We start from the raw sequence: 20,282 nt of genomic DNA on the forward strand, positions 1-20,282 counted from the left end.
GAGGCTTTTCTTTTTTATAAACTTAACAAATTCACTGAAATTCATTAATTTCGCAACTCTTAAAAGTAAACGATATAATGAGCACGACATTTCCTGAATATAAAGGACTTAACTTACCAAAAGTTGCAGACGAAATCTTAAGCTATTGGCAAGAAAATAACATCTTCGAAAAAAGTGTAACCACTAGAGAAGGTGCAGAACCTTATGTGTTTTTTGAAGGACCTCCTTCGGCAAACGGATACCTGGTGTACACCACGTATTAGCTCGTTCTATTAAAGATATTTTTCCGCGTTACAAAACCATGAAAGGGTATCAAGTAAAGCGTAAAGCTGGTTGGGATACACATGGTTTACCAATAGAACTTGGTGTAGAAAAAGAATTAGGGATTACGAAAGAAGATATTGGTAAAACTATTTCTGTCGAAGATTACAACGCAGCATGTCGTAAAGCCGTAATGCGTTATACCGATATTTGGCATGACCTTACCAATAAAATGGGGTATTGGGTAAATATGGACGATCCATATATTACGTACGAACCGAAATACATGGAAACGGTTTGGTGGTTGCTTAAAGAGATTTATTCTAAGAACTTGATGTATAAAGGCTATACCATTCAGCCGTATTCGCCAAAAGCAGGAACCGGACTTAGCTCGCATGAGGTAAATCAACCTGGTGCATATCAAGATGTAACAGACACAACCATTGTTGCGCAGTTTAAAGCATTAGAAGAAACATTGCCAGATTTTTTACAAAACGAAGGGGATATTTATTTCATGGCTTGGACTACAACACCATGGACATTACCAAGTAATACCGCATTAACCGTTGGTCCGAAAATAGATTATGTTTTAGTAGAAACGTATAATCAATATACTTTTGAGCCAATAAATGTAGTGTTAGCAAAAGCTTTAGTAAATAAGCAGTTTGCAGGAAAAAACAATGTACAGGTACAAACAAAACCAGAATTATTAGACTATAAATCTGGAGATAAAAAAATACCATATTACGTAGTAAAAGAATTTATAGGGAAAGATTTAGTCGGAATTAAATACGAACAATTATTACCGTATGCCTTACCAAACGATAATCCGCAAGATGCTTTTAGAATTATTGCTGGAGATTTTGTTACGACCGAAGATGGTACAGGAATCGTACATACAGCACCAACTTTTGGAGCAGATGATGCATTAGTTGCTAAGCAAGCAACACCAGAAATTCCACCGTTATTAGTAAAAGATGAAAATGACAACTTAGTACCACTTGTAGATTTACAAGGTCGTTTCCGTCCAGAAATGGGTGAGTATGCTGGCAAGTATGTGAAAAACGAATATTATAACGATGGTGAAGCTCCAGAACGTTCTATCGATGTGGAGTTAGCGATTAAATTAAAAGAAGAAAATAGAGCTTTTAAAGTTGAAAAATATAAGCATAGCTATCCACATTGCTGGCGTACAGATAAACCAATTCTATATTACCCATTAGATTCTTGGTTTATTAAAATCACCGATGTAAAAGGTAGAATGCATGAGTTAAATACAACCATTAACTGGAAACCAAAATCGACTGGAGAAGGTCGTTTTGGAAACTGGATTGCAAATGCAAACGATTGGAATTTATCGCGTTCTCGTTATTGGGGAATTCCATTACCAATCTGGAGAACAGAAGATGGTAAGGAAGAAATATGCGTTGGTTCTGTTGGTGAATTAAAAGCAGAAATGGCAAAAGCCGTTACCGCTGGTGTTATGCAGGCAGCTATTTACGAAGATTTTGAAGTTGGAAACAACTCCGAAGAAAACTACGCTAAAATAGATTTACATAAAAATATTGTAGACGAAATTGTATTAGTTTCCCCAAGCGGACAACCAATGAAACGTGAAAGCGATTTAATAGATGTTTGGTTTGATTCTGGTTCTATGCCGTATGCACAATGGCATTACCCTTTTGAAAATAAAGAGAAAATTGATAATAACGAATCCTTTCCAGCAGATTTTATTGCAGAAGGAGTAGATCAAACACGTGGTTGGTTCTATACCTTGCATGCTATTGCAACAATGGTTTTCGATTCTGTAGCGTATAAAAACGTAGTTTCTAACGGATTGGTTTTAGATAAAAACGGACAAAAAATGTCGAAGCGTTTAGGAAACGCAACAGATCCTTTTGAAACATTGTCTACTTACGGCGCAGATGCTACGCGTTGGTACATGATTGCAAATGCAAATCCTTGGGATAATTTAAAGTTTGATGTCGATGGGATTGAAGAGGTGAAACGTAAATTCTTCGGAACACTATATAACACTTATTCTTTCTTTACCTTATATACAAATATTGATAAGTTTAGTTATGCGGAAGCAGATATTCCGTTAAACGAAAGACCAGAAATTGATCGTTGGATTCTTTCCGAATTAAATACCTTAATTCAGAAAGTAGACGATTTCTATGCCGCTTACGAACCAACAAAGGCTGCAAGAGCAATTTCAGAATTTACACAAGAATATTTAAGTAACTGGTATGTGCGTTTAAGCAGAAGACGTTTCTGGAAAGGCGATTACCAAACCGATAAAATTTCGGCTTACCAAACTTTATATACCTGTATGTTAACCATAGCGAAACTTGGCGCGCCAATTGCACCATTTTTCATGGATAAACTTTACCTAGACTTAACAAAAACAACACAAACAGAAACGTTTGAAAGTGTACATTTGGCAGAGTTTCCAGTAAGTGATGCCTCTTTTATAGATACATCTTTAGAGCGTAAAATGGAAGCAGCGCAAACTATATCATCGTTAGTGTTATCGTTAAGAGCTAAAGAAAAAATTAAAGTACGTCAGCCATTGCAAAAAATTATGATTCCTGTAGATTCTGCGGAACAAAAGGAAGAGATTTTAGCCGTTGCCGATTTAATAAAACATGAAGTAAACATTAAAGACATTGAGCTTTTAGAGGATGCTTCCGATATATTAGTGAAGCAAATAAAGCCTAATTTTAAAACCTTAGGACCTCGTTTTGGTAAGGATATGAAAGCGATTGCTGGAGAAATTCAGAAGTTTACAGCAGAAGACATAAAAAAAATCGAGCAAAACGGTGTTTTAGATGTTGAAGTAAACGAAAAAAGTATTACTTTAGAACTCAGTGATGTGGAAATAACATCGCAAGATATTGAAGGTTGGCTTGTAGCAAATGAAGGAAACTTAACCGTTGCTTTAGATGTTACTATAACCGAAGAATTACGTAAAGAAGGAATTGCCAGAGAACTCGTTAATCGCATTCAAAACTTACGTAAAGATTCTGGGTTTGAAGTTACAGATCGAATAGATGTGAAGATTCAAAAAGACGACCAAATTGTTAAGGCTGTAGAAACTAATATCGCGTATATTAAAGCGGAAACCTTAACCGAAACCTTAGAGATTGTAGAACAAATAGATAATGGAATAGAAATTGCATTTGATGCTATAAACACCAAATTATTTATTACAAAACATTAAAATTATGGCAGGAGACATAAGTGTAAGATATAACGATAGCGATTTAGCAGAATTTAAAACGTTAATTCAAGAGAAAATTGAAAAATCAAAACACGATTTAGAGCTTATTAAAAGCGCGTATATGAATGATCTTGGTAATGGTACAGAAGATACCTCACCAACTTTTAAAGCTTTTGATGAAGGTAGTGCTGTTATGAGTAAAGAGTCTAACTCACAACTTGCTATTAGACAAGAGAAATTTATTCGCGATTTAAAAAATGCGCTTATCAGAATTGAAAATAAAACTTATGGTGTGTGTCGTGTTACCAAAAAACTGATTGCTAAAGAACGTTTAAAATTAGTACCTCATGCTACTTTAAGTATTGAAGCTAAAAACATGCAGTAACATTCCTACAAAGGCAGGAATCTCATTATAAAGAGATTTTTAACTATACTAAAACGCTTCAATTTCTTTGAGGCGTTTTTATTTATATCACCTTTTATCCTTCCAGACTAACCTGCACCGAGCGTAGTCTAAGTGAAGCATCTTAATGCAATGAAACACAGTATTTACATATTTCTCTTTTGTTTTACCTATATGTTGCATGCGCAAAACATTCACGAAAAAACATTTTCAGAAGGGGATATTTCAACCATTAGTATTAATGGTAAAAATGTATTTAAAATTACTGTGGATGCAAAACCGGTGCATGAAATTACAGTACATTCTCGAGTAGAAGGAGAAAATAACGAAAACATCGTTTTAGTCACCGAAACGAAAAACAGCAATTTATATATAGCCATAAAACAGCAACCTTTATTTGTAGATGCAAACGATAAGTTAAGTGCGCACAAGGTAATCTCTGTTGAAATTAATCTAGTGATACCAGAGTATTTAAGTATGGGTATTAATTTATATGAAAGTGATTTAATTGTAAACGGAAATTATAAAAGTGTAAGCGTGAATTCCGATAGTGGTAATTGTTTTTTTAATGCGTTTTATGGGGATGCAAAAATATACACAAGAGATGGAAATATTGCTGTACAAACCAACAAAGCGAATATTAGTGCTACTTCTAAAAATGGAGATATTAAACAAGAAGAAATAGATTCTGGGAGTCATGAAATAATAATTAAAACCATAAACGGAAACGTTACAGTATCTAAAAGTCAATAATATTCCTATTTTTGCAATCATTGCTATTAACTGAATGTCACCTTGAGCATAGCCAAGAACAAAATATATTTTGTTTGTAGGTAGCTAGCAAAGCTAGTCGAAAGGTCTTATTTTCAAACTAAATGAATCTTAAAAAATCAATATTACTTATCATCCTTATTTTACTAATAGATCAAATTAGCAAAGTATATATAAAAACAAATTTCCTTTTAGGCGAAAGTGTGGAAGTTTTCGATTGGTTTAAAATCTACTTTATAGAAAATGATGGCATGGCTTGGGGAACTAAGATTAGCGATTTTGTTACTTTTATTAGTGATCGAACAGCCAAAATATCTTTAACCCTTTTTAGAATAGTTGCTATTGTTGGTATTGGTTATTGGCTAGTTACCGCAATTAAAAAACAAAACCCAAATGTACTTATTCTTGCAATTACTTTAATTTTTGCAGGTGCTTTAGGTAATATTATAGACTCTACTTTCTATGGTGTTTTGTTTAGTGATAGTTACCATCAAGTGGCTTCCTTTTTGCCAGAAAGTGGTGTTAACGGACATATACTAGAAGGTAAGGTGGTAGATATGCTTTATTTTCCTTTATGGAAAGGCTACTTGCCAGAGTGGCTTCCGTTTTATGGTGGTAAATATTTTACTTTTTTCGAACCTGTTTTTAATGTTGCAGATATGGCAATAAGTACAGGATTTATAATGCTTATTGTGTTTAATAAAAAAGCATTTCACAAAGAGTAAATTTTCTACAATTGTTTATAATTAATAGAATATTTTCTATATATTGTATTGTGTAATGCAATACTTTTATGAAAATATATGTTTTAAGTTTTCTTTTATTCTTTAGTTTTAATAGTAGTTTTTCGCAGTTACATGTAAAAACGTACTATGAAAACGCTAAAGACAAAACCGTATTTTATGCCGACAATAATGAAAACTGTGTCGTTTCTATTAAAATAAAACTGCAATTAGAAAATTTGCATTCTTCCACAGGTGTAGAGAAAATATTCGTGCTTCCTGCCAATGCAAAGCAAATAGAACTAACTACCTTAACTAAAATAGATAAAAACAAGAAGTATAAAGTAAGTGGTTCTACATGGTATAACTACGGAAATCATTTTCAAAAGAAATATGATACCGAGTTTGCATATAGTTTGCCGTATCTAAAAGGAGAGAGTTATTGTTTGTATCAAGGCTATAACGGAAGCTTTTCTCATCAAAACAAAAAGCAATTAGATTTTACCATGCCAATTGGAACTAAAATAGTGGCCGCAAGAAAAGGTGTCGTTATTAAAGTGGTAGATAAATTTAATAGACATTGTGGAACAGAAGATTGCGAAAAATTCAATAACTTAATTTATATCTTTCATGAAGATGGCACCATTGCAGAGTACGTACATATTAAAAGACAAGGAGCAAAAGTTAGGGTTGGAGAGCAAGTAAAGAGAGGACAGATTATTGCAGAAAGTGGTAATGTTGGCTGGTCTACTGGTCCGCACTTACATTTCTCGGTTTTTTTGCAAAGACTTGGAGGAACACGTGAATATGTAAAAACCAAGTTTGAATTAGCAGGTGGTTTACAACCTGGCTATTTAGTGGAAAAAGAAAAGTATACTAAAGATTATAACTAAAATCGATACACCTCTTTTGGTGTCACACAATAATCTAAAGCGATATCTCCTTCAAAAATATCAGAAATTACTCTTGCTTCTGCCTCAAAAAAGGAAAGTCCGATTTTAATAGTTCCAGGTTTACAAGAAGCTAAAAAGGTATCGTAAAACCCTTTGCCGTAGCCTACTCTGTTTCCGCTGTCATCAAAAGCTAAAAGAGGTATAAATACCACTTCAATGCTTTCCGAAGGAATAGGAATGCCATGTACAGGTTCTGGGATGTTATATTTGTTCTTTTTAATGATGGTGTTATCTGTCAGTAAAAAATTCTTCAGTAATCCTGTTTTAAAATTGCTTTGAGAAAGCACGATGTTTTTATCTTTTCCAGATAGAATGTTTAAAATATAATCGGTATTTACTTCGTGTTGTTCTTCAATACTTAAAAAAATGTGGTAAAAAGAAAAGTTCCAAATATCTAATTGCAAGAGTTGATTAGCGATTTCTAAACTATAATCGTCTAATTGTTGTGCAGTTAATTCTCTGCGTTGCAATCGGTATGCTATTCGTAACTCTGCTTTTGTCATAATAATTCGGTTGAAATATGAAACAGGGCATCCCCTTGGTATACAATTGGTAATTCGTTGACATTAATGATATAGCCCGTATTACTTGCTTTTACAAAATGGTTAAACTTGCCATAAGGATCTGTAATATTACCAAGTACATCTCCTTTTTTAACCATACTGTTTATTGGTATGGATGCTTTAAACATACCAGAATATTTTGCTCTAATCCATTTGCTTTCGTTGATAAAAACACAGTTTGTTTTAGGTTTAGAAACTTTAAATTTGGAAGAAAGCATGCCTAAGCTATACATCACGCGTTTAATACCATTTACACCATGATTGGCAACATTATCGTCTATATGATAGGATTTTCCACCTTCAAAAAGAAGCATCGGTTTTCCTAGTTTACTACAGGTATGTCTAAAAGATTTGTTGAGGTTTTTAGAATAAACAACAAAAGGAGCACCAAAACTTTCCGCTAAATTATCGAGCGTTTCGCTTCCTTTAATAATTCGAATTTGTGGTGCATTAAAACGACCAGAACCTCCTGTGTGGAAATCCATAACAAAATCGACTTCCTGTACAATTTCATGTATCAGTTTGTATGCAACTCTGCTTGCTAAAGAACCTTTTAACGAACCTGGAAAAACTCTATTTAAATCTCTTCCGTCTGGAAAATCTCTAGAAAGATTTATAAACCCAAAAACGTTGATCACCGGAATACAAATAATGGTTCCTTTTTTGGGTTTATTAATTCCTTTAGCAATGATTTGGCGTATAATTTCAACACCATTTACTTCATCACCATGAATTCCTGCAGTTAATAAAACTGTAGGACCAGGTTTTTTTGCACGTTCAATAATTACAGGAACTTCTACAGAGTTAAACGTATGAAGTTTAGCAACATCAAAAGAGATTTCTTTACTTTCCCCAAGCGCTATGGTTTCCCCAAGAATGGTAATTGCTTCTTTATGGTCTGTCATAAATTAACTATCTGTTTTTCTCAATATACGAGATAATATTTTTGGCAATATTTTTTCCGGTTGCACCTTCAATACCTTCTAATCCTGGGGTAGAATTCACTTCTAAAATAAGTGGCCCTCTACTAGATTGTAGCATGTCTACACCACAAACAGGAAGTTTTAAAGCACGAGAAGCATTAAGCGCTAATTTTAATTCTGGTTCGCTAAGTTTAATCACATTTGCGCTTCCTCCTCTATGTAAATTAGAACGAAACTCACCTTCTTTACCTTGTCTTTTCATTGCGCCAACTACTTGACCATCTACAATTAAAGCACGTAAATCGGCACCTTTTGCTTCGCCAATAAATTCTTGAACAATCACTCTAGCTTCTAGTCCGTTAAAAGCTTCTAATACCGATTCTGCTGCATTTTTGGTTTCGGCTAAAACAACTCCAAGTCCTTGTGTTCCTTCTAATAATTTAATAATTACAGGAACGCCACCAACATGTTCTATAACTTCTTCAACATCTCTAGAATAATTAGTGAAAACAGTTTTTGGCATACCAATTCCTGCTTTACTTAAACGTTGTAAGCTACGTAATTTGTCTCTAGAACGTTGAATAGCATCACTAGTTACAATAGTAAAAACACCCATTTCTTCAAATTGTCTAACTACTGCGCAGCCATAAAAAGTTATAGATGCTCCAATTCTTGGAATTATAGCGTCTACATAATCCAGGTATCTGTCTTTGTAGTAGATGGATGGTTTGTGTTGTTCAATAATAATATCACACTTTAAAGGGTCTATAACCTCTACTTGGTGACCGCGTTTTTCGCCTTCTTCAACTAATCTGTTTGTAGAATATAAATTTGCGTTACGCGATAAAATAACTATGTTCATAATGTTTTTAAATTGTGTGATATGTTTTCTTGGTCTACATCAACCAAAAATTTATTTTTTAAAAATTGTCTACCTATAAGTACAGGAAACTTCATTTCCTCTCTTGTGCTTAAAGTTAAGTTAATCTTGTACGTTTTCCCAAAGAAAATGACTTCTGATTTCACTTTAAATCTATTTTCCCTAAAACCATTGCTACTCTTGACATCTGTTTTAGTGAAATTTTCAAAAATTACTTCCTTACCGCTAAAGTTAGGATGTCCTTTACTGTAAAAGGTGCATTTTAAATTTTCACCATCTACAACAATTTGCGAACAGTGTATGGCAGAGGTATAGGCTCCTGTGTCTATTTTTACATCTATGTTATATAAATCAAGCTTTGGGAAGTCTACTTTATCTACTCTTCCTATTGTTTTTTTAGTCATTTTTTATTTTAAAAAAGTGGCGCAATGTAATAATTATGTGTTAGCAAAATCATCTTTTTTTTATTAAAAATTTATCCGTTAAAAGCATGGTGTTTTTTCTGTAGAAAAAATTAAAATAAGTACATTTACAAGATGAGCGAACCTGCTTTAAAAATACAACTAAAAACCTTACCAAATGCTCCAGGAGTATATCAATACTTTGATGAGGAAGGCACGCTTATTTATGTAGGTAAAGCTAAGAATTTAAAAAAAAGAGTAAGCTCTTACTTTACCAAAACACATGAAAATGGTAAAACCCGAGTACTTGTTAAGAAAATTGCAAGCATAAAACATATTGTAGTAGCCACAGAAACAGATGCCTTACTGTTAGAAAACAATCTGATTAAGAAAAACAAGCCACGCTATAATGTACTACTTAAGGATGATAAAACCTATCCTTGGATTTGCATAAAAAAAGAACGATTCCCTAGAGTATTTTCTACCAGAAGAGTTTTTAAAGACGGTAGTGAGTATTTTGGACCTTACACCAGTATGAAAACCGTGTATACGCTTTTAGATTTAATAAAAGGCTTATACCAGATACGTACCTGTAAATACGACTTGTCACCAGAAAAAATTGCAACAGGAAAATATAAAGTGTGTTTAGAGTATCACTTAGGAAACTGTAAAGGTGGTTGCGAAGGTTTTCAAACAGCACAAGCTTATGAAGAAAATATTGTAGCAATTCGAGAAATTTTAAAAGGAAATTTTAAAGATTCGCTTTCGCAATTTAAACAGCAAATGAAGCAGTTTGCTGAAGAAATGCATTTTGAAGAAGCACAGCAAATAAAGGAAAAAGTAGAAGTGCTAGAAAACTATCAAGCAAAATCTACGATTATAAATCCTAAAATTAGCAATGTTGATGTCTTTAGTATTGTTAGCGATGAAAGTTTTGGGTATGTGAACTTCTTGCAAATTTCTTATGGTTCTATAATACGTTCGCATACTTTAGAAATTAAGAAAAAACTAGACGAAACTGATCTACAGCTTTTAGAACTAGCAATAACTGAAATAAGACAACGTTTCAACTCGAACTCCAAAGAACTTTATGTACCTTTTGAGGTAAATGTTGGTGAGAACCTTAAAATCACGGTGCCACAATTAGGGGATAAAAAGCATATTTTAGATCTTTCTATTCGAAATGCGAAGTATTTTAGAATGGATCGTTTTAAGCAAATAAAAATTACAGACCCAGATAGACATGTAAAACGTATTATGGCACAAATGAAAGCCGATTTACGTTTAGGTGAAGAGCCAAGACATATCGAGTGTTTTGATAATTCAAACATTCAAGGTACGCATCCTGTAGCAGCTTGTGTGGTTTTTAAAAACGGAAAACCAAGCAAAAAAGAGTACAGACATTTTAATATAAAAACCGTAGTAGGTCCAGATGATTTTGCTTCTATGGAAGAAGTGGTCTATAGAAGGTACAAACGTTTATTAGATGAAAAGGAACCTTTGCCACAACTTATTATTATTGATGGAGGAAAAGGACAACTCTCTTCCGCATTAAAAAGTTTAGATGCATTAAATTTAAGAGGAACAATTGCGATTATCGGAATTGCGAAGCGTTTGGAAGAATTATTTTACCCAGATGATCCAATTCCACTATATTTAGATAAAAAAAGCGAAACGCTTAAAATTATACAGCAATTACGTAATGAAGCCCATCGCTTTGGTATTGAACATCATAGAAATAAACGAAGTAAAACAGCGTTAAATACAGAATTGGAAGGTATTCCAGGAATTGGAGATAAAACCATAGTAGAATTGTTAAAAACATTCAAGTCTGTAAAACGAATTGCGAATGCAAAATTAGACGAATTAGAAGCTGTTGTTGGCGTATCCAGAGCAGAAAAAATATATAATTATTATCATACTAAATGAATAAAATACTAACGGTAATATTGCTTTTTATTAGTCTTTTTAGTTTTTCGCAAGAGCCAGAACAAAAAGACCTAAAAGTAGGTTTGGTCTTGAGTGGTGGTGGTGCAAAAGGACTTGCGCATATTGGTACACTTAAGGTTATTGATAGTTTAGGGATTCGAGTAGATTATGTTGCAGGTACCAGTATGGGAGCAATTATTGGTTCTTTATATGCGTCCGGTTATTCGGGTAAAGAAATTGATTCTATTTTTAAAGGGGTAAATTTTGATGATATTATTAGTGACAACTTACCACGTAAAGCAAAGACGTTTTATGAACGTGATAATTCTGAAAAATACGCAGTAACCCTTCCGTTTAAAAAATTTAAAGTAAAATTACCAAGAGCCCTATCTAGAGGGCAGAACACCTTAAGTTTGCTAACCAAGTTAACCTTGCATGTCAGTGAGATAGATGATTTTAGTAAATTGCCAATTCCGTTTTTTTGTGTGGCTACCAATATTGAAAACGGAGAAGCAGTGTATTTAGAATCTGGTAGCTTGCCACAATCTATTCTAGCTAGTGGTGCTTTTCCTTCCTTGTTTCAACCCGTAAGAATAGACGATAAAGTATTGATAGATGGTGGTGTTGTAAATAATTATCCAATAGATGAGTTAAAAGCAAAAGGGGTAGATGTTATTATAGGAGTAGATGTGCAAGACGATTTAGAGACTAGAGAACAACTGCAATCTGCGACCAAAATATTACTTCAAATAAATAATTACAGAACCATAAATGATATGAAAATCAAGTCTAAAAAGACAGATATTTATATTAAACCAGATATAACAAACTTTAATGTCGTGTCTTTTGGTGAAGGAAGAACTATTATTGATAACGGTGTATCAGAAACAAACAAGCACTTAGAAGCGCTTCAAGATATTGTAGCTAATCAAATAAAAAAGAAACCAAAACCTTTTAAAATAGAACCTATAGATAGTCTAAAAATTAAAGATATAAACGTTAATGGGTTAGATAAATACTCAAGAGCTTATGTGCTTGGTAAATTAAAATTTCAACCAAACCAAAAAATAAGTTATAATACTTTTCAAGAAGGTGTAAATAATCTTGCAGCAACTAATAATTTTGAAAATGTGAGCTATAAGTTAACTCCTTCTAAATTAGAAAAAGGGTATATGATGGATGTTAACCTAAAAGAAAGTAAGTTAAATACATTACTAAAACTAGGTCTTCATTATGACGATTTATATAAAAGTGCCGTTTTAATTAACGTAACACAAAAAAAAATATTTTTTAATAGTGATGTCGCTTCCTTAGATTTTATTGTTGGTGATAATATTAGATATAACTTTGATTATTATGTAGATAAAGGTTTTTATTGGAGCATTGGTGTGCATTCTAGATACAATCAGTTTAAACAAAACATACAAGCGCAAACTATTTTAACACCAGAGCAATTACTAGCTGTTAATGTGAATAAACTAGAAGTGAAGCTTGTGGATTTAACCAATCAATTTTATTTGCAAACCTTATTTAGAAAAGATTTTTCATTGACCTTAGGTGCAGAGCATAAACACTTAAAAATAAAAACAGAAACCATTCTTACTAATGCAAATAAAGAGGAAACGGTTTTTGATAATAGTAGCTATTTTAGCCTTTTCGGAAACTTAAAACTAGATACCTTTGATAATAAGTATTTCCCAAATGAAGGAGTATATTTTGATGGAGATTTTCACTTGTATTTATATTCCTCAGACTATAATAATGATTTTTCAGAATTTTCTATAGGGAAAGCAACTATTGGTTACGCAAAGAGTTTTAGTAAGAAAATCACAGCAAATATTGCAACAGAAGGCGGTTTTAAAATTGGTGAAAATACAGACAGATCTTTAGATTTTGTAATTGGAGGTTACGGAAATGACTTTATTAATAATTACAAATCGTTTTATGGCTATGATTTTTTATCATTAGTAGGAAACAGTTTTGTAAAAGGGACAATTAGTCTTGACTACGAAATTTTTAAAAAGAACCATATCAACTTTGCAGCAAACTACGCTAATATAGGAGATAACCTTTTCGATTCTGGCGATTGGTTTACAGCACCAGATTATTCCGGTTATGCAGTAGGCTATTCCTTAGATACTTTTTTAGGTCCTATTGAAGCCAAATACTCTTGGTCACCAGAAACGAAAGATGGAATGTGGTTTTTTAACGTAGGTTTCTGGTTTTAAAAAGTCTCATAAATTTTCACGATATTTGTAAAGCATGAACCATCCATAACTAAAACCAGATGTACCATGTGACTATAGAAAAACAATACGTATGAAACCATTTTGGCAAGACATATTAATTTTTTTAAAATTTCTTCAGAAAAGAAATCCAGAGTGATAACGCATTATTTTATTTCGTTTTAAAAGAAGTATGTAATAACTTTAAATTTAAAAAGTATGCCGTTTTATCATAAACTAGGAAAAATTCCACCAAAAAGACACACGCAATTTAGAAAGCCAGATGGCACCCTTTATGCCGAACAATTATTTGGCACCATAGGTTTTGATGGTATGTCTACAAACTCATACCACGAGCAAAGACCAACACAAGTAAAAGAAATAAGAAAGCAATACAGCGTTGCGCCAAAAATAGCAAAAGCAAATCATATACAATCCTATCGTTTTAGAGGGTTTCAAGTAAAACCAGAAATCGATTATTTAGAAAGCCGAAAAGCAGTGCTTACCAATAGCGATTGTACTATAATTCTTGCAGCTCCAAAACAAGCTACACAAGATTATTTTTATAAAAATACAGATGCAGACGAGCTTATATTTATCCATAAAGGAACAGGGAAACTGCGTACGCATCTTGGTAATCTAGACTTTAAATATGGAGATTACCTTTTAGTACCAAGAGGAGTTATCTATAAGATAGACTTCGATACAGAAGATAATAGATTGTTTATCGTAGAATCTAGAAGACCAATCTATACGCCAAAAAGGTATAGAAATTGGTTCGGACAATTACTAGAGCATTCTCCGTTTTGTGAGCGCGATATTCGTCAGCCACAAGAATTAGAAACCAATAATGAAAAAGGAGATTTCATTATTAAAGTGAAAAAACAAGACGATATTTTCGAAATGGTCTACGCAACACATCCTTTTGATGTGGTAGGTTATGACGGGTATAATTATCCGTATGCATTTTCTATTCACGATTTTGAACCCATTACCGGACGTATCCATCAACCACCTCCAGTGCATCAAACCTTTGAGAGTGACGCCTTTGTAGTTTGTAGTTTTGTACCAAGATTGTATGACTACCATCCAGACTCTATTCCGGCACCTTACAACCATAGTAATATAGATAGTGATGAGGTTTTATATTATGTAGATGGCGATTTTATGAGCCGTAATGATATCGATGCAGGACACATTAGTTTGCATCCCGCAGGAATCCCTCATGGTCCGCACCCAGGAGCTACAGAACGTAGTATTGGTAAAACAAAAACCGATGAACTCGCAGTGATGGTAGATACTTTTAAACCGTTAATGGTTACCGAAGAGGCAATGAAAATTGCAGACGAAGCGTATCTAAAATCTTGGTTAGATCATTAAAATAAAAATTATTAGAAGCTATTTCCTGCTTTCGGCAGTCGCTCTTTGCAAGGAGCTCCAACAAAGCCTCAATCAGGGCTAGGCATGTTGCAAACCAATAGCTTAAACAAACAATAAAATCATCAAAAGATGGCAAAAGAAATAAAATCAGTAAACTACGGTTTAGAAAAAATATTTGAAGGCGCACAAGATTTCCTTCCACTTCTAGGAACAGACTATGTAGAGTTTTACGTTGGTAATGCAAAACAAGCTGCACACTTTTATAAAACAGCATTCGGTTTTCAATCACATGCATACAAAGGTTTAGAAACAGGATCTAAAGATGCTGTAAGCTATGTGTTAACACAAGATAAAATCAAGTTGATGCTAACCACACCTTTAAATAGTAAATCACCAATAAACGATCATATTGTAAAACATGGAGATGGTGTGAAAATAGTTGCACTTTGGGTAGAAGATGCAAGAAGTGCCTATGAAGAAACCATGTCTAGAGGTGCAAAATCGTATATGGAACCAACCGTAGAAACAGACGAACACGGAGAAGTAGTTCGTGCAGGAATTTACACCTATGGAGAAACGGTACACATGTTTGTGGAGCGTAAAAATTACAATGGTGCATTTTTACCAGGTTTCGAGAAATGGGAATCCGATTACAATCCACCAGCTGCCGGACTAAAATATATTGACCACATGGTTGGAAATGTAGGTTGGAACCAAATGGATGTTTGGGTGAAATGGTATGAAGATGTTATGGGATTTGAAAATTTCTTATCCTTTGACGATAAACAAATCCACACCGAATATTCGGCATTAATGAGTAAAGTAATGTCTAACGGAAACGGTAGAATTAAATTTCCAATTAATGAACCAGCAGAAGGTAAAAAACGCTCGCAAATTGAGGAATATTTAGATTTTTACGAAGGTGCAGGAGTACAACATATTGCTGTTGCCACAGACGATATTATTAAAACCGTTTCGCAATTAAGAGCGAATGGCGTAGAATTTCTGTCTACACCACCTGACGAATATTACCGATCTGTACCAGGAAGACTAGAAGAGTTTAGTCACGAATTAAGAGAAGATATCGAAAAACTAAAAGGTTTAGGTATCATGATTGATGCAGATGAAGAAGGCTATTTACTACAAATTTTCACAAAACCAGTAGAAGATAGACCAACCTTGTTTTTTGAGATTATTCAAAGAATGGGAGCAAAAGGTTTTGGAGCAGGAAACTTTAAGGCACTTTTTGAATCTATTGAAAGAGAACAGGCAAAAAGAGGAACCTTATAATAAAGATGTAACGTGTAGTAATATAAAAACTCTAACATTTTCATTGTTAGAGTTTTTTTGTTTTTTACTTTTGGAATAGTAATTGTAATTATCAAAGCATAACAATATAATGTAAGATAGTAAGTTACATTTACAACGAATATAAATATGAAAGGATTATTAATAATATTACTAGCAATAGTTACTATGAACACCGCTAAAGCACAAGAAGATAGCGCTTTTCAAGATGGAGAATGGTTTCGTTTTGAAATGAGCTACAGTGGTTTCTTAAAGGCCGGAAATGCAACATTAACCGTAAAAGACGACGAGATCGATGGCAAACCAGTGTATCATGTTGTTGGTAAAGGTTGGACTACAGGAGCGATTAAGTGGTTTTTTAAAGTAAAAGATAAATATGAAAGCTACTTTGATAAAACAACGTTATTGCCTTATAGGTTTATTAGAAACATAGATGAAGGAGGGCATAAAAAAGATATAGAAATCGAATTTGACCAAGAGAATCGAAAAGCGCACATAAACGATAAAAAGAAAAAGAAAAAAATGGTCGTAGATACGAAGCCTAATGTGCAAGACATGGTTTCTATGTATTACTATTTAAGAAATAAAATAGAAATTGCGACGCTAAAACCAGGAGACGAAATTAAAACAGATATGTTTTTTGACGAAGAAAACTATGGTTTTAAAATAAAGTATCTGGGAGAAGAAATTTTAGACACAGAATTCGGGAAAGTAAAAACACTAAAATTTAGACCGTATGTATTAGCGGGACGTGTTTTTAAAGAAGAAGAAAGTTTAACCCTTTGGGTTTCAAAAGACAAAAATAAAGTACCTTTACGTATTCAGGCAGATTTAGCAGTAGGTTCGCTTCGTGCAGATTTAGACGCTTTTAAAGGCTTGAAATACCCTTTTAAAATTATTGCAGATAACTAATATTTGATGGAAAAAGACATAACCAACCAACTCAAAGAAAAATTCGATAATATAGGCCAAGACTTAGAGGTGCATTTACAAGGGCTGTTGTATAGTAAACCTATAAATTATTGGGATTATATACAAACAGACGCATTATTAGATCTGCAAACCCAACGTTCTGTTTTACCAGATGAAATGGTGTTTATCATGTATCATCAAATTAACGAGCTGTTATTTAAAATGATACTTTGGGAGATTGATCAAGTAGCAAATAAAGAAGATCTTGATGCTGTTTTTTTTACAGACAAACTAATGCGTGTAAGTCGTTATTTCGATATGCTTACTTCTTCGTTTGTAATCATGAAAGATGGAATGGATGTCGAACAGTACAATAAATTTAGAAACACCCTAACACCTGCAAGTGGGTTTCAAAGTGCGCAATACAGAAAAATTGAATTCGCTTCTACAGAACTTATTAATTTAATCGATAACCGATTTAGAGATACTATTGATAGAAATACGCCTTATGAACATGCTTTTGATCATTTATATTGGCAAGCAGCAGGAAAAGACTACAAAACAGGCAAGAAAAGCTATTTATTAACAGTTTTTGAAGATAGATATAAAGACGAATTTATTAGATTTACAAAATTTTATAACACACATAATCTTTACACAAAATTTAAAGCATTACCGCAAAGTGTTAAAGACGATAAACAATTAATAGATGCAATGCGTCATTATGACCATACTGTGAATATTAAATGGGTTATGGCTCATTATAATACCGCAAATCACTACCTAAATATTGGTGGTAAAACAGCGGAAGCAACAGGAGGTAGCGAATGGGTTAAGTATATGCATCCTAAATACCAAAGAAGAATATTTTTTCCGGAACTATGGAGCGAGCAAGAATTAAAAGATTGGGGAACAGATGTATAATTGCTTTTGCAGCAATTTCTTTATTTTATAGCTGTAAACAAGACCCAAAAGAAAACATATCTGAAGAAATAGCAATAGTAGAAGAACCAGAAGAAACTTTAGAATTTGGATTCAATCTAGATGACTACATTGTTAAAAGAGATACCATTCAAAAAGGAGATAGTTTTGGAGAAATATTACAGAGAAATAGCATCAGCTTTTCGCATATCTTTCAAATAGCAGAAAAAACAAAAGATACTTTCGATATCCGAAAACTGCAAGTAGGTAAACCATATACGCTACTATGTACCAAAGGAGATTCGCTTCAAAAGCCAAACTGCTTTATCTACCAACCAAATAAAGAAGAATACGTAGTTATAAACTTCCAAGATTCTATTCATGCATATACTAGTAGAAAACCTATAAAATATGTGCAAAAGGAAGTTGCAGGAGTAATTTCTTCTAATATTTCTGAAGCCTTAAGTGATCAAGGTGTAAGTGTACGTTTAGCTTATAAACTAGCAGATGAAATTTATCCTTGGACTATCGATTTTAGACGTCTTCAAAAAGGAGATAATTTTAAAGTGATTTATACCGATAAGTATATTGATGATACTATTTATGCTGGAGTTGCAGATGTTAAAGCGGCATTTTTTGAGCATAATAACGAACCTTTTTATGCTTTTGAATTTGAAACCGATAGCCTAAAAGGAATTTCCGATTATTTTAATGAAGAAGCTAAGAATTTGCGTCGTGCATTCTTGCAAGCACCGGTACAGTTTAGCCGAATTTCATCCCGTTATAATTTAAAACGTCGAATTGCTTATTACGGTAATAGATTGCGTCCGCATAGAGGAACCGATTTTGCAGCAGCTATTGGTACGCCAATTCTTGCAACGGCAAACGGAACCGTTATAGAGTCTACAAGACGTGGTGGTAATGGGAAATTTGTAAAAATTAGACATAACGCCACTTATACAACGCAATACCTTCATATGAAAGCGCAAAAGGTTAAAAAAGGACAGTTTGTAAAACAAGGAGATGTTATTGGTTGGATTGGTATGACCGGAAATACAGGTGGTCCTCATGTATGTTATCGTTTCTGGAAAAACGGAAAAGAAGTAGATCCTTTCAAACAAAAACTTCCAGAAGCAGAGCCGATTTCAGATAGCTTAAAAATAAAATATCTAGAATTTATTAAACCTCTAAAAATACAACTGGATAATATTCAGTATAAAATACCAGAAATAGAAGAAAAATTTGAAGAGGTATTTGATAATACAAATGTAATCACGCAAGTTAACAACTAACCTTATGGCATTACCAAAAATTAACCCAACCACTACTACAGCTTGGAAAAATCTTGAAAAACACTTTAAAAAAGTGCAAGATGTTGAAATGAAAAATTTATTTGCTCAAGATGAAAAAAGAGCAGACAAATTCACCATTTCTTGGGAAGATTTTTACGTTGACTTTTCGAAAAATAGAATCACAGAAGAAACTTTTGAGCTGTTATTAAAATTGGCAGATGAAGTACAGTTAAAAGAAGCTATGCAGGCTTATTTTTCTGGTGAAGTAATTAACGAAACTGAAAAAAGAGAAGTTTTACATACTGCTTTAAGAGCACCTAAAGATGCAAATATTAAAGTGGAAGGTGTGAATGTGATGCCGGAAATATTTTCGGTAAAACAAAAAATAAAAGATTTTTCGGAAACTATTATTTCTGGAAATAAAAAGGGATATACCAACAAAGCATTTACAGATGTTGTAAATATTGGTATTGGTGGTTCAGACCTTGGTCCAGCAATGGTTGTAGATGCACTTCAGTTTTACAAAAATCATTTAACTACACACTTCTTAAGTTTACATTTTAAATAAAACATTAAATTAAGATATATAAATCAGAAAGAACAAAAGAGAGAAATAAGATTAGTATACACGGTGAAGCATTAGACTTCGACAACATTGATAATCCTCTCTCTTTTTCTACTAATATTTCGTTCAGTTCTGTGAGACTTTAGATCTCGATTTCAAGTTGTTGAAACATCAGTAGCTCGTTCTTTCCAAAATTCAATTCTTATGAATAAATATAGTGAAATTTTTGGATTAGACATTAGCAAAGATGTCTTTGATGTTTATGGTTCAGAGACAGGACATGACCAATTTAAAAATGATGAGAAAGGCTTTGTGAAATTCATAAAAGGCTTACCAGAAAGTGTTTTGGTGGTTATGGAGGCTACAGGTTATTATCATTACAGGTTGGCACAGTTTTTATATAAATCTGGAGTATGTGTGTCTGTTGTAAAACCTTTATCGGTAGAGCGATTTATCCAGATGAAAATAGCCAAAGGAAAGACCGATAAGAGTGATTCTAAAGCCATTTGTGAATATGGACAAATGAATGATGTTCCTCTTTACACAGCTTTAAATGAAGTTCAGAGCGAGTGCTTGCAACTCTTTAGATTGCTGGATAGTTACATAAAATACCGAACGGCATCGAAGAATAAACTTCATGGTGAAGAAAC

16 protein-coding genes and 2 pseudogenes are annotated in these 20,282 nt (G+C 33.2%); 14 read left to right on the forward strand and 4 right to left on the reverse strand.

The genetic code is table 11. The annotated features are described in order from the left end of the window. Positions 1-77 precede the first annotated feature (77 nt). From ileS to AMD28_RS11880, 5 genes and pseudogenes are all read left to right on the forward strand, one after another. Positions 78-3,484, forward strand: a pseudogene (gene ileS, locus AMD28_RS11860) (isoleucine--tRNA ligase). A gap of 4 nt (positions 3,485-3,488) precedes the next feature. Continuing rightward, a complete protein-coding gene (locus AMD28_RS11865) occupies positions 3,489-3,869 on the forward strand; it encodes a TraR/DksA family transcriptional regulator (protein WP_055444313.1) in 381 nt (126 codons plus the stop codon). A 150-nt stretch (positions 3,870-4,019) separates the two neighbouring features. Further along, positions 4,020-4,640 carry a DUF4097 family beta strand repeat-containing protein gene (locus AMD28_RS11870; protein WP_152975590.1) on the forward strand — a complete coding sequence of 207 codons (621 nt, stop codon included), beginning with the start codon at positions 4,020-4,022 and terminating at the stop codon, positions 4,638-4,640. Positions 4,641-4,762: 122 nt separating this feature from the next. Further along, entirely contained in the window at positions 4,763-5,383 is a 621-nt protein-coding gene (locus AMD28_RS11875) for a lipoprotein signal peptidase (protein WP_055444315.1), read from the forward strand. A 68-nt stretch (positions 5,384-5,451) separates the two neighbouring features. Beyond that, complete coding sequence (locus tag AMD28_RS11880) at positions 5,452-6,273, forward strand: M23 family metallopeptidase (RefSeq protein ID WP_055444316.1); 822 nt, start codon at positions 5,452-5,454, stop codon at positions 6,271-6,273. On the opposite strand, the gene AMD28_RS11885 is transcribed toward AMD28_RS11880, so the two are convergent. From AMD28_RS11885 to AMD28_RS11900, 4 genes are read right to left on the reverse strand one after another with little or no spacing between them, the layout of a single operon-like run. Next, positions 6,270-6,836, reverse strand: coding sequence for a 5-formyltetrahydrofolate cyclo-ligase (locus AMD28_RS11885; protein WP_055444317.1), 567 nt, complete (start codon positions 6,834-6,836; stop codon positions 6,270-6,272). The genes AMD28_RS11880 and AMD28_RS11885 overlap by 4 nt on opposite strands. Further along, positions 6,833-7,801 carry a succinylglutamate desuccinylase/aspartoacylase family protein gene (locus AMD28_RS11890; RefSeq protein ID WP_055444318.1) on the reverse strand — a complete coding sequence of 323 codons (969 nt, stop codon included), beginning with the start codon at positions 7,799-7,801 and terminating at the stop codon, positions 6,833-6,835. Before AMD28_RS11890 ends, AMD28_RS11885 begins: the two co-directional genes overlap by 4 nt. Positions 7,802-7,808: 7 nt before the next feature. Beyond that, entirely contained in the window at positions 7,809-8,681 is an 873-nt protein-coding gene (rimK, locus tag AMD28_RS11895) for a 30S ribosomal protein S6--L-glutamate ligase (RefSeq protein WP_055444319.1), read from the reverse strand. Beyond that, positions 8,678-9,103 carry an ATP-dependent zinc protease family protein gene (locus AMD28_RS11900; protein ID WP_055444320.1) on the reverse strand — a complete coding sequence of 142 codons (426 nt, stop codon included), beginning with the start codon at positions 9,101-9,103 and terminating at the stop codon, positions 8,678-8,680. The genes rimK and AMD28_RS11900 overlap by 4 nt, the downstream gene beginning before the upstream one ends. A 132-nt stretch (positions 9,104-9,235) precedes the next feature. Between AMD28_RS11900 and uvrC the strand changes: the two genes are divergently transcribed. From uvrC to AMD28_RS11945, 9 genes and pseudogenes are all read left to right on the forward strand, one after another. Next, complete coding sequence (gene uvrC, locus AMD28_RS11905; protein WP_055444321.1) at positions 9,236-11,029, forward strand: excinuclease ABC subunit UvrC; 1,794 nt, start codon at positions 9,236-9,238, stop codon at positions 11,027-11,029. Further along, positions 11,026-13,257: a patatin-like phospholipase family protein gene (locus tag AMD28_RS11910; protein ID WP_055444322.1), complete on the forward strand. Its 2,232-nt coding sequence runs from the start codon at positions 11,026-11,028 to the stop codon at positions 13,255-13,257. The genes uvrC and AMD28_RS11910 overlap by 4 nt, the downstream gene beginning before the upstream one ends. A 216-nt stretch (positions 13,258-13,473) precedes the next feature. Continuing rightward, positions 13,474-14,634: a homogentisate 1,2-dioxygenase gene (locus AMD28_RS11915; protein WP_055444323.1), complete on the forward strand. Its 1,161-nt coding sequence runs from the start codon at positions 13,474-13,476 to the stop codon at positions 14,632-14,634. 129 nt (positions 14,635-14,763) lie between these two features. Further along, positions 14,764-15,924, forward strand: coding sequence for a 4-hydroxyphenylpyruvate dioxygenase (gene hppD, locus AMD28_RS11920; protein WP_055444324.1), 1,161 nt, complete (start codon positions 14,764-14,766; stop codon positions 15,922-15,924). Between the two features lie 147 nt (positions 15,925-16,071). Then, a complete protein-coding gene (locus AMD28_RS11925) occupies positions 16,072-16,854 on the forward strand; it encodes a DUF3108 domain-containing protein (protein ID WP_055444325.1) in 783 nt (260 codons plus the stop codon). A gap of 6 nt (positions 16,855-16,860) precedes the next feature. After that, the gene (locus AMD28_RS11930; protein ID WP_055444382.1) at positions 16,861-17,778 is read left to right on the forward strand and encodes a tryptophan 2,3-dioxygenase family protein; all 918 of its coding nucleotides are present in this window, start codon (positions 16,861-16,863) and stop codon (positions 17,776-17,778) included. Next, on the forward strand, positions 17,736-19,067 hold the full coding sequence (locus AMD28_RS11935; RefSeq protein WP_055444326.1) for a M23 family metallopeptidase: 1,332 nt from the start codon (positions 17,736-17,738) through the stop codon (positions 19,065-19,067). The genes AMD28_RS11930 and AMD28_RS11935 overlap by 43 nt, the downstream gene beginning before the upstream one ends. A 4-nt stretch (positions 19,068-19,071) precedes the next feature. After that, a pseudogene (pgi, locus tag AMD28_RS11940) lies at positions 19,072-19,620 on the forward strand (glucose-6-phosphate isomerase); the annotation flags it as partial. Between the two features lie 216 nt (positions 19,621-19,836). Beyond that, the coding region (locus AMD28_RS11945; RefSeq protein WP_152975591.1) for an IS110 family transposase at positions 19,837-20,282 on the forward strand (446 nt) is incomplete at its 3' end.

Source organism: Lacinutrix himadriensis, assembly GCF_001418105.1.
Lineage (GTDB): Bacteria > Bacteroidota > Bacteroidia > Flavobacteriales > Flavobacteriaceae > Oceanihabitans > Oceanihabitans himadriense.